Origin of the sequence: Enterococcus sp. AZ071 (genome assembly GCF_050499065.1) — a bacterium.
GTDB lineage: Bacteria > Bacillota > Bacilli > Lactobacillales > Enterococcaceae > Enterococcus_A > Enterococcus_A ferrettii.
Genome location: NZ_JBIPAS010000002.1, coordinates 710996 through 725046 on the forward strand (window position 1 = coordinate 710996; position 14051 = coordinate 725046).

Below are 14051 nucleotides of genomic sequence, written 5' to 3' on the forward strand. Positions count from 1 at the left end.
AATTCTGTAACGGTTTTCCTTTACAGATTATAGATTTGCCCCAAAAAAAGCTATATGATGAATATGAATCAAACGTACGTATATTCTAACGTTGATTGTATTCTTTTTGAATGAAATCACAGATGGCCATCTTATTGTTAGGAGATTCGGATTATGCTTAGGGGGAAACGTTGATGTATGTGACATTAAAAGAAGTGTTAAAAGATGCCAGTCAATTGAATATGGCCGTAGGAGCATTTAATACCCATAACTTGGAAATGCTACCAGCAATAATTAAAGCAGCCGGTAATCAGAAAACGCCAGTTATTATTCAAACTAGTTGTGGCACAGCTAATTATGTAGGGCACAGAAACTTAGTAGCTGTTTGTAAATCTATGGCAGAAGAGTATGGAGTAAATGTAGTTTTACATTTGGACCATGCAAAAGACTTTGCTGAAATTCGTAAAGCAATCCGAGCTGGATACAGTTCTGTAATGTTTGACGGCTCTTCATTACCATTCAAGGAAAATATTCTAGGCACAAAACAAGTAGTAAATTTTGCCAAAGAATACGGAGTAAGTGTTGAAGCCGAATTAGGAACAGTAGGTGGAACAGAAGATGGAATCGTTGTTAGCCAAGATGAAGTTTTCTACACTGATCCAAAAGATGCAGTAGAATTTGTGGCTGAAACGGGAATAGATGCTTTAGCTGTTGCAATTGGAACAAATCACGGACAGTATATGTCGAAAACGGACATCAGCTTTGATCAGCTGAAACAGATTAATGATGCTGTTACTATTCCTTTGGTTATTCATGGCGGAACTGGTGTTAAGGATGATGATGTAAAAAGAGTTATTGATCTAGGGATTCGCAAATTTAATGTTGGCACGGAATTATTAGTAGGATGGAACAGAAAGTCTAAAGAATGTTATGACTCTCATAAAGAGAACGTATCTAATAGAGACAATGTTGTTCCTTGTTTAGAAACGATTGAAGAAATCGTAGAACGGAAAATCAAATTGTTTAAAAATTTGAGTGACTGAGGTAGGTAAAATGAAGGCAGGATATTATGTTGGTGATTATTCTTACGAAGTTCGAGACATTCCTGAAAAAGAGCCTGAGAAGGACGAGGTTAAAATCCGAGTAGCTTGGTGCGGATTATGTGGAACGGACGTCCACAAATTTCAAGGAAAGAACGGCGCAAGTGTGGTGAAACCACCGATCATTTTAGGACATGAGTGTTCAGGAATTGTTGTTGCAGTAGGGCCAGAGTGTAAATATTTTAAGCCTGGAGATCGAGTAGCTTGTGATCCGAGTTATGGATGTGGCAAGTGCTCGTGGTGTCAACAAGGTTATCCCAATTTTTGTCTAGTAAGACATGGTGTTGCTAAGGGATTTGCTGAGTTTGTTTGCCCACCAGAGAAAAATGTTTATCATATATCGGATAAGCTGGATCTTAAAGCAGCAGCGTTCACTGAACCACTATCCTGTGCTGTACATGGACTTGATCTTATACAAATTGAAAGTGGTAAGACAGTTGTCATGTATGGTATGGGATCAATTGGCTCGTTGATGCTTCAATTGATTTGTTACAGTGGTGCTACAGAAGTAATTGTTGTAGAAAGAGAAGTTCAGAAGAGAAAGTTAGCTTTAGAACTTGGTGCAACTGAAGCTGTATCAGATCAAGAAATTGAGGCAATAAGTCAAGCAAAAAACATTGATTATGTTGTAGAGTGTATAGGTCTAAAACAAACTATGGAACAAGCAATTAAAATTGCTGGGAAAAATGGCAAAGTGTTACTATTTGGATTGGGTGATCCTGAGGAACCAATCTCATTCAATCAGTTTGAAGCTTATACAAAAGAGTTAAGTATTTTTACGTCTTATTTAAATCCTCATACTTCGGAACGAGCTGTAAAACTTTTAGAAAGCGGTTTAATTAATACAGAAAAAATTATTAGCGCAGAGTTGAGTTTAAAAGAAATTGGAAATGAACTCAAAGAATTAAGATATTCAAGAATAGGAAAAGTGATGGTGTATCTGAGTAAAGAGTATTAGTTATTAGGGAGGAAGAAAATGGTAGTATCCGCGATTTTGGTTGCAATACTGGCAACGATGGGGCAATGGTGGTTCTTCGGTCCAGTCACGAAATGTTTAGTGTATCCACTAACCACTGGAACTTTGGTGGGGTTATTTATGGGTGATCCAATGCTGGGCATGCTAGCAGGAGCAAATATCCAATTAATTTACCTGGGTTGGATTTCAGCAGGTGGTACAATGCCGAGTAATACAATTGTAGCTGGTATTTTTGGTACGGCTATGACGATTTTATCAGGCGCCGATCCAAAAATGGCTGTAACTTTTGCAATTCCTTTTAGTATGCTTGGTCTTTTATTAAATCAAGTATATATGACAGTAAACGCTGCTTGGATTCATAGAGCTGACAAACTTTTAGAAAAGGGGAATTTAAGAGGCGTTAGGTTAATGAACTTTGTTCCTTCAGCATGTATGGCATTTGTTCTATATGGAATTCCAGCTTTCTTGTTAGTTTACTCTGGAAGCAGTTGGGCACAACAATTAATAGATATGGTTCCAACACATGTAATTAGCGCACTTGAAGTAGTTGGAGGAATCATGCCAGCTTTAGGGATTGCTATGTTACTCAACTATTTGGGTAAAAGAAATCTTATACCATGGTTTTTTGGAGGTTTCTTCCTAACAGTTTACTCTGGACTTGGAATGACAGCGATCTCTATTTTCTCAGCAATTATAGCATTGATCATGTATTTGAATAGTAATAATAAGACATCAGATAAAGTAGAGAAGAAAAAAGTAAAACGATTGTCAGTAAATAAAAAGATCGAACCTGTCGAGGTTGTAGATAAAACTGCTGAAGCAGGCACTGCAGCACCAGTTATCGAATACAATAAAAGGTTATCTAAGAGTACATTAGTAAAAACTTGGCTTTGGTCAACGAGTACAGAATCTTGTTACAACTATGAACGATTACAGGCCTTAGGAGCTACTAACTTAATGATAACACCGATTCGAGAATTGTATGATACAAATGATCGCCGCGCAGAAGAATTAAAAAAATATATGGTTTTCTATAATTCAGAAGTATTTACAATTGGACCGATCATTAATGGGATTGCTTGTTCGATGGAAGAAGCTAGGGCAAATGGTGAAGATATTGAGGCTAAAGATATCAATGCAGTACGAACAGGTTTAATGGGACCAGTAGCAGGTATTGGCGATACTGTAATGCAGGGAATATTGTTCCCAATTATCTTTGGTATCGGTTGTTCTTTAGCATTGGAAGGAAGTTTCTTAGGCCCTATTTTATCCTTTGTAGTTTTTGAAGCATTGATCTTTGGTTGTGGTTATTTCATGTTTATGACAGGATATAAACAAGGGAAAACATCACTACTGAAAATTCTAAAAAACGGAACAATTGATAGAATTATCAACTCATTTAGCATTGTTGGTTTGATGGTAGTAGGAGCTATGGCTGCTAGTCGAGTTACAGTGAACACACCCTTAGCAATTACAGTAGGAGAAGGTACCACAAAAATTCAAGATGTTTTAGATTCTTTGGCACCAGGGTTAATTCCTTTAGGACTAACATTACTTGTGTGGTGGATGTTGAAAAAGAAAATTAACACACTTTACATTATTATTGCGATATTTGTTGTTGGTATTCTTGCATATTATCTAGGCTTACTAGGTTATGTAGCGTAAAATTAAAAGAGGTGATTTAATGGTACATGTTGTAGTGATAAGTCATGGAGCTTTCTGTGAAGGATTGTTAAGTAGTTTGAAAATGATCTCTGGAGACACTTATGGGGTTAAAGCAGTTCCTTTAATTCCTGGAGAAGCCCCTGAAAGCTACAGAGAGAAGCTAGCCAAAGTATTGTCAGAATACGAAAATCCAGTAGCTGGATTTATCATTTTATCTGATATTGCTGGAGGAACACCATTTCAAAGTGCTGCTTACTTATCAAAAGATTTTAAGATTGGTTTGGTATCTGGAATGAACATGCCGATGCTTCTGTCTTTAACTTTGGCAAAAACTGAGGATGATACTCTAGAAGATTTAATGAAAAGGGTAACTGAAGAAGAGTGTGTTGGAATTCAAAGCAAGCTATTTGGTAAAGGAGAGAAAAAACAACGTGCAAAACTTAGTGTTAACAAGAATAGATGATCGTTTAATCCATGGACAAGTAATGACTGCTTGGATTAAAAACAAAGGTGCAAATCAGGTTGTTATCGTCGACGATGGTACTGCCAATGATGAGTATATGATTGAAGTTTTGGAAATGGCTATACCAGAAGAAATTGCCATTGGAATTTTTACAAAAGAAGAAGGGGTTCAATTCTTTAGTCAAGGATTAGATGAAAAAACTATTCTTTTAGTTAAAGGTCCAGATGTTTTAAATTATCTTGTTGATAATGGTATTCAGATTGATGAGGTTGATGTCGGAGGTATGGGAACTAGAAATGATCGAAATGTGCTTTACAAAAATATTTCTACCAGTGAAGAAGAAAACAAACAATTTCAGTCATTACTCGAGAAAAATGTAAATGTATTTATACAGGTTATGCCGCAAGACAAACCGGTTAGTGTTGGAAAATATTTGAACTAGGGGTGCAAAAGATTATGAAAAGAATGGATGGAAAAGTTTTTGTCATTACTGGTGGAAGTAGTGGTATGGGAGCAGCAATGGCGAAAGATTTCGTATCACGAGGAGCAAAGGTAGCCGTATTTGATTTAGATGAAAATAAAGGTAAAGCTCTTGAAACTGAGGGTAATGGAGATTTGTTTTACTACAAAGTAGATGTAACTTCTAAAAATCAAATCAAAGAAGCTGTCAATAAAGTTGAGTCCCAATTTGGACCCTTAACATCTCTAGTGAACTCTGCAGGTGTTTCTAAGATGGTGCCTTTCTTAGAAAGCAGTGAAGAACTATGGGATTTGACTATGGATGTAAACTTAAAAGCGACATTTTTAACTTGTCAAGTGGCGATTGAACGTATGCTAGAACATGGTGGGGGAGAGATTTTGAATATGTCGTCTCTATCTGGAAAAAAAGCAAGTTCATGGCAGACCATTTATTGTGCTAGTAAATTTGGCGTGCAAGGTTTAACGCAATCGATTGCGAAAGAATTTGCTGATCAGAATATTCGTGTTAATTCAATTTGTCCAGGCATTGTGTATACAGAAATGTGGGAAAAGCTTAAACATGAATATGCTAGAAAGCGAAATATTGATCCTGAAGAGGTAATGGACTACTTCAAAGGAAATATTCCTATGCATCGATTAGTTGACATGCAAGACGTTATCAATGCTGCGGTTTTCCTATTGACTGATAGTTCAAGTTATTTAACTGGGCAATCTATTAATCTTGTCGGTGGAGAATGGATGGATTAACAAAGTAAGGAGGATGGCATAAATGATTGCGCTAGATTTTAGTGGTAGAGAGCAACTCTATTATCAAATTTATGATCGGCTGTTTCAAGGAATCATTAATGGAACCTATGCAGTGGGAGAATGTATTCCATCAGAAAGTGAATTAATGAAAAATTATCAAGTAAGTCGAGCAACTGTCAGAAAATCAATGGAGATGCTTGCAAATGATGGATTTGTGAAAAAGCAAAGAGGTCATGGTACCGTAGTCATTTCTGCCCATCCTAAACACTCACCTCAAAGAGTTGCTAATTACTCTAGAAAATGTGTGATTAGTGATGTTGTTGCTCAAAAGAAAGTTATAAAATTCGGCGTGATTTCAGCTCCACAACAAATTTCAGATTCACTTGGCTTTTTAAAAAATACTAAACTGATTTGTTTGGAGAGAGTTAGATATGGAAATAGCGTTCCATATTACTTGGAAGTAAATTACTTTGAGAAAGATTATGTCCCTGAAATGCTAAATCGAGATTTTTCGGAAGAATCTTTACGTGTTTTCCTAGATAAGACTTACAATATCAAATGGGCATATGCAAAGCAGGAAATTCACTCTATGATAGCAGACACTTATATAGCAACTCTACTTGAAGTTAAAGTAGGTACTCCATTACTAAATATCAAAAGAGTTTCTTTTGATATTGAAGATACTCCGAGAGAATATGTTGATACATATTATATAGCGGATAAGTATCATTTAGAAATAGAACTAACGATATAAGGGAATGAGAGACTAGATGAAAAAATCTTTAATATTATTAGCGGGATTTCCAGGAACAGGAAAATCATATTTGTCGAATCTCATTATGGAAAAGTTTCCAGAGATTTATCTCATTTCACCGGATGAATTGAAAGAAAAAAATTGGGATAAATTTGGTTTTGAAAACCTTGAGGATAAAGAAAAATTAATACAACGGAGTTGGAAAGAATACTATAGTGAATTGGAAAATTCATTCCAAAAGGGAAAAAGTGTTATTTCTGATTATCCTTTTAGCGATAAGCAAAAGAGTACAATAGAAAAACTAACTGAAAAATATGGTATTCAAGTAATTACTATTCGATTAATTGCTGATTTGGATGTACTTTTTGAACGACAAAAAATTAGAGATTTAGATGATAGTAGGCATTTAGGACATATTTTAACTTGCTATAATAAGGATAATAAAGAAATAGAACATCAGACTGCCGATAATTTGTTAGACTATCAGGAATTTATAAAAAGATGCACGACTCGAGGATATGGCGAATTTAACCTAGGTCTTTTATTTGAGATAGATGTTACTGATTTTTCAAAGGTTGATTATGATTCGTTGCTGGAAAATCTTGAAAAAGAACTCCGAATTTGAATCATCATAAATACGCTAGGAATAGCAGCCAAGATATTCTACAAGATATCTTAGCTGCTATTCCTAGTGTGTTTATTCCTATGCCTGGTCTTTTTCCTTTATTATCTGCATCGTGATTTCGAAGCGAACACTTTCTGAAGAGGAGATTCAGCAAGTGGATAAGAAGATAGAGTTTTTTTTCGGGGATAATTGTTACTTTATAGAGGATGGGAATGTTCAAAATGTGTTCTTTAGGGTAACTATACTTAGCGAATAGGGAAGTACTTTTGTGATTATTGCCCGAGTTGAAGGATTTACAGTTTAAATGACTTTTATTTGAAATAGTCATTGATTTAGGTGATGGTTGAATCTATTTATCTATCACAGATATATTAACACTAACTCACTTTTTTCATGAGTGTTGCAAATTATTATAGTATATGATCATTTTCATTCACCATAATAACCTAAAGCGATGATGTGATAATCATGAATCTGTTGAAGCTAAGAAGACCTCCGAGAGCTTCAAAAATCAAGCAGATTTCACTTCTGCAGGTTCTCTTAGTTCTTCTTCAGAATGTGCTGGTAATCACTCAACTGAAGAGTATGTTAAGCGTCTTCTAGAAGATCTATTGATGAATCTCTAGGTGCATAAGAATGAAAAAGCAAGTATCGTTGTAGATAGTGTTTGCCTTTTGTTTAAGCTTTTCATTTTTTAATCAATTGCTATACAAAGGAATACATTGAATTTACGAATAGCAGCAAAAGTAGTACAATATATTACAAAGGGGTGGATTAATATGGCACAATTAAATATGAGGCTGGATGATCAGTTGAAGAAAGAATCAAGCGAGATATTTGACAGTTTAGGAATGGATTTGACGACAGGTATTAAAATATATTTAACCAAGGTAGTTCGGGAAAAAGGAATACCTTTTGATTTATCCTTGCCGCAAAGTGAATTGGAGGAAGCATTAAGAGACATTGAAAAGGGCAACTATAAGACATTTTCTTCCAAAGATGAACTGTTGAGAGAATTGAACAATGGAGATTAGAGTAGCCCCGCCGTTTGAACGTAATTATAAAGCTTTAAAGAAGAAACACTATGATATGAATAAGATCGATGAAGTTTTAGGTCTGCTCATTGATCAGGAAATAAATATACTAAGACAGAAGTACAAAGATCATGCACTAAAAGGAAACAGAAAAGGCTTGAGAGAACTTCACATAGAAAGTGATTGGCTGTTAGTTTATCGAATAGATAACGATCACTTAGAGTTGTGGTTGCTTGCTACGGGTTCACATGACCAAATATTCAGAAATACTTAAAGGATTAGAAGGACGAATTTTTGTAAATATAGTTTTCCATTGAATTGAATATGACGAATGCAAGTTGCTTTTTTACTCGTCACTAAAAGGTGATGTTTATGTATATTTTCCTATTTCTATAGAAGAGAGTAGCGTTTTTGTCTATTGTTGAAGCAATTGGACGGAGGATTCAGCTTGGATCATTTGTTCTGTTTTTCATTGGCATAATGTTGACAATTAGTAAGCATAAAAAAACGTCATAATCTTTGGTAGGGATGATGGGGTATTTAGTCTATAGAATTTTGACACCGTTTTAAACGGGCTATGCTTAATAGTTATGCTGATGCATAGATCTTTTTACATATACAGTATGCCGTAAATCCATTCTATTCCAATTACTAGCTTTTCAAATCTACAGGTATAAAATACTACTTACATTTATATTTCTTATCTTTTTCCTTTTCTGCAAGTTATATCAGGAAGAAGGTAGGGAAATAATTCAACCCAGAGAATTTTCAAGAGAGTTGTGTTCAGTTGACTGACCAATTTTTGGGCACTTATTAAAATAGTAGCGCTTTGCGTTTAAGCTGGAACCGGATACCCAAATTTTTTTATACGAAAGAAGTGATCTTTTTTTATGGGACAGATATACAAGTGCATCCTGATTTTGAAGCAAACACTTTATGATTCCATCAATACCAGGAGTGCTCTTCCCTTGATTTAATATCATCTTTTTAGATAAAGCTTTTGCGTAAAATGAATGTGTCATTAGGAAATGGAGTCTTTTAACAAGTCTCCATTTTTTTTGTTGTGTAGTTCTTTACAATACTCAGTTGCAGTCGTTTTATATAGTCCTCAGTTTGTCTCCATTCAACGGTTTTACATGCAAGTTGTCCTCATTTTCGTGTCGTAGAACTTTACTTGTTAGATAACATCAGCTGATTCAAGTAATAGAATACCCTTTGGAAGTCAGCTACCCTTTAGTACGGGGTAAATTTTGAATCTCTATTTCAACGATTACAGCCGAATAGTCGCTTATCCCAAAATCCTACATCCCCAGTACATTGTACGTTCTCACAGATTACCTACTCGTTGGGAGCACCTGGAACCTACCCTGTTTCGGCAGGGGTGACTCACTCAAATCCCATCACGGTCCATCGAAAGTTCACTTACGTCAACTAAGTATATTTTTCCTAGCAGCATTATCGGATTGTTCTGACAGCTTCACACTCCAAAATTACTTTTAAGCATGATCTGGTATGGATATTACGAGTGGAAGCAATAGCTCTATTAACAATTTTATAGACGATTTTTCAGGTCACAAATCCCCTTGCCGAGGCAGCTGCCAAGAAGTATCATGCCGTTGTAAGATCTACTATGAGGTCCGTTATTACTAAATTTGGTGTGTGACAGAAAATTAAAATTAACTCCAAAAGAAAGAAAAATCTTTATAAAAAATGGTGAAATTGATATACTAATATTAGTAATCATGAAAGGAGTGCTAAAAATAGGTAATAAATATTTAGATGTCTTAGATTGTTGTTGATAATGACAACGAATGTTATATCGTTGCTAACAGCAGTAAACTAAACAACAAAGTAAGCCAATTCGCACCAACAAGAAAAATCTGAAATTGATACGAGACATGAAAATCACAATCTAGAAGAGGGCGCTAAACCGAGGGTATCCACGGTAAATACTGTCGCTCTAAATGAATTTATTAGTATACGAGTTACTGATTCCTTTGATAATGTCACAAATACATCAATAGGGGTATAAGATTCATTTCGTATTTATGGAGGTTTTACAATTCCGAATGATCAAGTGAGTGCTGGGGATGCAGCAAAAATTACGTTGCCAAACACGCTAACTTTTTATGCAACAGAAAGTTTTGATGCTAAAGACAGGGAAGGAAATGTTGTAGCGAATGCGGTTATTGATCCTGATACAAAAACAGTTGTATTAACTTACAAAGACTATCTAGAAAAATTCAGATAATTCTGGCATATTTTTTCCGAGCTGAAGTTAATACTGAAATCATAAAGGAAATAGAGCCTATTAGTGTTGATGTTGATGGAACAGTAATTATTAGTGTTATATGCAATTCAAAAAAAAGGGGAAATTCATATTATTTTTCAAGAAATTATCTTGGGGTACATGGAACATAGAAACGAAATAGTACGGTAATATACACAAGCCGAAAATGGCGAGTATTTTTCTAATTTTTAATCTCAGCACAAATGAAGTATTTTGGGAAATCTTCATTTAGGACTTATAAGCGCAGAGGGGGAAAAATCTCTATAACCAATATTTTCGCTTTTTTTGCCGTCATTTCACTCCTTAAATTATCAGTTCTCCACAGGAAGAACTTGTGTACCTAACTTTTACGTGAAAATGGGCCGATGATAGTGCAGTCACGTGATATCCAAGATAATTCAAAGAAACAATTAATGGGAGGATACAATGAAAAAATCATATAATTTGTTATGTATAGCCATAATATTTTTAGGTCAATTATTTTTACCGGTTTCTGTTTTTGCTGAAACAGCAACTAATAATAGCGAAGCAATTGATACCTGGATGCCGGATAAAAACTTACAAAAAGCAGTTGCTGAAAAGTATAATGTTGATGTCGATCATTTAACAAAAGAGCTATTGGAAAATAATAAAGAATCATTTGTGGATCTTATGTTAACTGACGACCTTAGTGCAGCAAACGAAAGTGGACGTTATTATGTAGAAAATTTGGAAGGGTTACAATATATTTCAGGAATGTTATACGCTGATATTAGCTTATATCATACGACTAATACGAGTATGAGTATCAATCAATCCTATTTTTTAACTATCAAAAATGATTCAAAAAGAAATCATGCGATCTTTAATGAAAACTATAACCCAGATTTCACCAATTTCTCTTTGTTTTGGGATTATTTAAATGATGATAATGCGTATTCTTCTTTTTCTCTATCTGACAATACATCAATGAATCGAATAACTAATTTACGTTTAGAAACATCTATCGATGACTATAGAAAAATAGTCTTGCCTATTTCTGATTTTTATCAAAAAGGAACCCCTTTTTCAGATTCATATAGTGGGGCCCGTTTGTCCATATATCCGTTAGAAGCAGTATGGGATAATGATTTTGATACAACAGAAGAGGAAGAAAATCCACTTAATTTTTTAGATTATGTATATGTTTCTCAAGAAGATACCAAGTTAGTTTATGCTATATATTTGGAAGATGATAACCTTGTCTTTAAACTAAAGAAAGGTGAACTAAATCTATCCGATATAGACTTAGATAAACCGTTTAGCACTAGTTTATCGTTTTATCATATGTTAATACCTACTAGAAGTCTATTAGGCAATTATCGTTTTAGTACACAATTAAACACAGACATATATTTAAAAAAACCTGTGAATGTAGGGGAGAACGTGACCGTTCAGTACCAAGATACTGATGGCAATACGATTGCTCCTGATGTGATAAAGTCTGGAAATGTTGGAGATAGTTATACAACAGAGCAGCTAACGATTGACGGATACTCATTTAAAGAAGTTAAGGGAGCAGCTACCGGGACATTTACCACAGAACCACAAACAGTTACCTATGTTTACACGAAGAATCCTGTTAAGGGCGCTGAAGTAACTGTTCAATACCAAGATACTGACGGTAATACTATAGCGCCTGATAAGATAAAGACTGGAAATGTAGGGGATACTTATACTACAGAGCAACTAACGATTGACGGATATTCATTTAAAGAAGTTAAGGGAGCAGCCAGCGGAACATTTACCACTGAGCCACAAACGGTTACTTATGTTTATACTAAGGATCCTATTAAAGGTTCTGCAGAAGTAACTGTTCAATACCAAGATATTGATGGTAATACTATAGCGCCTAATAAGATAAAGACTGGAAATGTAGGGGATACTTATACTACAGAGCAACTAACGATTGACGGATATTCATTTAAAGAAGTTAAGGGAGCAGCCAGCGGAACATTTACCACTGAGCCACAAACGGTTACTTATGTTTACACGAAGAATCCTGTTATAGGTTCTGCAGAAGTAACTGTTCAATACCAAGATACTGATGGCAATACGATAGCGCCTAACGTGATAAAGACTGGAAATGTTGGAGATAGTTATACAACAGAGCAGCTAACGATTGACGGATATTCATTTAAGGAAATCAAGGGAACAGCCAGCGGAACATTTACGACAGACCCACAAACAGTTATCTATGTTTATACGAAGAATCCTGTTATAGGTTCTGCAGAAGTAACTGTTCAATACCAAGATACTGATGGCAATACGATAGCGCCTAACGTGATAAAGACTGGAAATGTTGGAGATAATTATACAACAGAGCAGCTAACGATTGACGGATACTCATTTAAAGAAGTTAAGGGTGCAGCAGCCAGCGGAACATTTACCACAGACCCACAAACGGTTACTTATATATATACAGATAATCAGGTACCTCCTGTAAATCCTTCAGATAGCAATTTAGTGAAGACTACAGGAAACACTGTACCTGTCAATTCAAAATCAACAATGAAGCTTCTTCCTCAAACTGGTGAATCAAAGACTATATTATTCACACTACTTGGTGGGGTTATTCTAATCATTGGAGTATATATATTTATTTCAAAACAAAGAAAACTTAGATAAAAAAGTTCATTTAATAGTTGGTTTTTGATCAACTGGTGTTGATGAGGGGAAATCAATGGAATAATACAAGCGGCCAGGCAGCTCTTTTGCCTGGCCGCTTGTTTATCGTAGGTATAATCTTAATATCTTCTGTTAGTTTTATATCGTATTTTCAACTCATTATTTGATCTGATCTCTTGAGAGTGTACTCTTAGTATTCTTCTTTCTAGTTTGATACCATTTCAAAACTTACATAAAAAAAGAATCTTGGAGAGTAGTTAGACGCAAATGAAAAAAAGATCAAAAAGGTTCTGTTGCAGGATCAACTGCAGATCGTTCTAAAATTTATGTTCAAATTCTGCAAAAGCTGCGAACAGTAAGGCATCAATTGACCAGTAGAACTAGATTCATCCATCGGAATATTTTCTTGTAGACTATGGAAAGTAACCTCACATTCGTTCACTCTATTTAGAATCGAAATTAAATCTTCCATTTTTCTTCCTAGTCGATCCAATCGCCAAACAACCGAGGTATCTCCTGAGCGAACAAAATCAATCGTTGTTTCTAAACTAAATCTTGTAATTTTTACCCCACTCATAGGATCAGTGAATACATTCAGTATCAGCATTCATTCTCTTGAAGATAAAACGAAAAATAAAATAGTCTGCAAAATAGTAAATAGTAAAATAAATGCCATGGAGTCCAAACGAAAAATTGTAGGAACAGCCTGCAATATTGATACTGGATGGTTTAAAACATTCACACTATTAAATCTTAAAAAACGTCCCAAAAAAACACCAATACTAATCAAAAAGAACAGGATAAAGAGTATTGTCAGATTTTTATTTCGTGTAAGTGAATATTTTTCCGATAATAATCTTAGAATAGCTTGTTCACTTTGTACCCCTAAAATATATAGGCTTAAAATTCCGCCTACTGCTAAGACAAACATCATCCAAATTAAAACATTCTCTGACATAACTAGATTGGACGAAGTATAAAAATTGATGCGATTCAAGTGAACTAAATCTGTTAATAAATAAGCATTGTTAGGAATAAACAGAATATAAAAGATGAAGAATAGTGTGGTTCTTTTTTTTTGAAATCTACCTTTCATGTAAGAATAAATTTCTAATGGTAAGTAGGCTAGTAAAGAGTCAATCAGTAAAAAATGAATGGGTAAATCATACACATAAAATGGGATAAGAGCAATAATGTAGATGCTAAATAGGATTCTGATGTTCTTTAGGTTATTCATAGTTCTCCTTTAAAAAACTGAATTCATTTTGATATATCTTATGTCATTGTTTTAA

At 34.8% G+C, this 14051-nt stretch carries 14 protein-coding genes and 1 pseudogene; 12 read left to right on the forward strand and 3 right to left on the reverse strand.

Going from position 1 to position 14051, the window contains the following annotated elements; genetic code table 11:
* The first annotated feature begins 173 nt into the window (after positions 1–173).
* The 10 genes from IGI49_RS21940 to IGI49_RS21985 all read left to right on the forward strand — a co-directional run bounded on the left by IGI49_RS21940 (position 174) and on the right by IGI49_RS21985 (position 8097).
* On the forward strand, positions 174–1022 hold the full coding sequence (locus tag IGI49_RS21940) for a class II fructose-bisphosphate aldolase (protein WP_429965477.1): 849 nt from the start codon (positions 174–176) through the stop codon (positions 1020–1022).
* 10 nt (positions 1023–1032) lie between these two features.
* Positions 1033–2037, forward strand: a complete 1005-nt coding sequence (locus tag IGI49_RS21945; protein ID WP_429965476.1) for a zinc-dependent alcohol dehydrogenase family protein — start codon at positions 1033–1035, stop codon at positions 2035–2037.
* Positions 2038–2055: 18 nt separating this feature from the next.
* On the forward strand, positions 2056–3720 hold the full coding sequence (locus tag IGI49_RS21950; protein WP_429965475.1) for a PTS system mannose/fructose/sorbose family transporter subunit IID: 1665 nt from the start codon (positions 2056–2058) through the stop codon (positions 3718–3720).
* A 19-nt stretch (positions 3721–3739) separates the two neighbouring features.
* On the forward strand, positions 3740–4183 hold the full coding sequence (locus tag IGI49_RS21955) for a PTS sugar transporter subunit IIA (RefSeq protein WP_429965474.1): 444 nt from the start codon (positions 3740–3742) through the stop codon (positions 4181–4183).
* On the forward strand, positions 4152–4625 hold the full coding sequence (locus IGI49_RS21960; protein ID WP_429965473.1) for a PTS system mannose/fructose/N-acetylgalactosamine-transporter subunit IIB: 474 nt from the start codon (positions 4152–4154) through the stop codon (positions 4623–4625). Before IGI49_RS21955 ends, IGI49_RS21960 begins: the two co-directional genes overlap by 32 nt.
* 23 nt (positions 4626–4648) lie before the next feature.
* On the forward strand, positions 4649–5410 hold the full coding sequence (locus tag IGI49_RS21965) for an SDR family NAD(P)-dependent oxidoreductase (RefSeq protein WP_429966076.1): 762 nt from the start codon (positions 4649–4651) through the stop codon (positions 5408–5410).
* 22 nt (positions 5411–5432) lie between these two features.
* Positions 5433–6164: a GntR family transcriptional regulator gene (locus IGI49_RS21970; RefSeq protein WP_429965472.1), complete on the forward strand. Its 732-nt coding sequence runs from the start codon at positions 5433–5435 to the stop codon at positions 6162–6164.
* A 16-nt stretch (positions 6165–6180) separates the two neighbouring features.
* Positions 6181–6789: an AAA family ATPase gene (locus IGI49_RS21975; RefSeq protein ID WP_429965471.1), complete on the forward strand. Its 609-nt coding sequence runs from the start codon at positions 6181–6183 to the stop codon at positions 6787–6789.
* Positions 6790–7568: 779 nt separating this feature from the next.
* Positions 7569–7823: a type II toxin-antitoxin system RelB/DinJ family antitoxin gene (locus tag IGI49_RS21980; RefSeq protein WP_429965470.1), complete on the forward strand. Its 255-nt coding sequence runs from the start codon at positions 7569–7571 to the stop codon at positions 7821–7823.
* Positions 7813–8097 (forward strand): type II toxin-antitoxin system YafQ family toxin, encoded by a 285-nt coding sequence (locus IGI49_RS21985; protein WP_429965469.1) that lies wholly within the window; start codon positions 7813–7815, stop codon positions 8095–8097. Before IGI49_RS21980 ends, IGI49_RS21985 begins: the two co-directional genes overlap by 11 nt.
* A gap of 478 nt (positions 8098–8575) precedes the next feature.
* Here IGI49_RS21985 and IGI49_RS21990 read toward each other — a convergent pair whose 3' ends face one another.
* Positions 8576–8845, reverse strand: a complete 270-nt coding sequence (locus IGI49_RS21990; RefSeq protein ID WP_429965468.1) for a hypothetical protein — start codon at positions 8843–8845, stop codon at positions 8576–8578.
* A gap of 1040 nt (positions 8846–9885) precedes the next feature.
* On the opposite strand from IGI49_RS21990, the gene IGI49_RS21995 reads away from it, so the two are divergent.
* Positions 9886–10074 (forward strand): Ig-like domain-containing protein, encoded by a 189-nt coding sequence (locus tag IGI49_RS21995; protein WP_429969609.1) that lies wholly within the window; start codon positions 9886–9888, stop codon positions 10072–10074.
* A gap of 465 nt (positions 10075–10539) precedes the next feature.
* Complete coding sequence (locus IGI49_RS22000; RefSeq protein ID WP_429965467.1) at positions 10540–12759, forward strand: MucBP domain-containing protein; 2220 nt, start codon at positions 10540–10542, stop codon at positions 12757–12759.
* 329 nt (positions 12760–13088) lie between these two features.
* On the opposite strand, the pseudogene IGI49_RS22005 reads toward IGI49_RS22000, so the two are convergent.
* Together IGI49_RS22005 and IGI49_RS22010 are read right to left on the reverse strand one after the other, a co-directional pair.
* A pseudogene (locus IGI49_RS22005) lies at positions 13089–13351 on the reverse strand (recombinase family protein); the annotation flags it as partial.
* A gap of 15 nt (positions 13352–13366) precedes the next feature.
* Positions 13367–13996 (reverse strand): DUF1361 domain-containing protein, encoded by a 630-nt coding sequence (locus IGI49_RS22010; protein WP_429965466.1) that lies wholly within the window; start codon positions 13994–13996, stop codon positions 13367–13369.
* Positions 13997–14051: the final 55 nt, after the last annotated feature.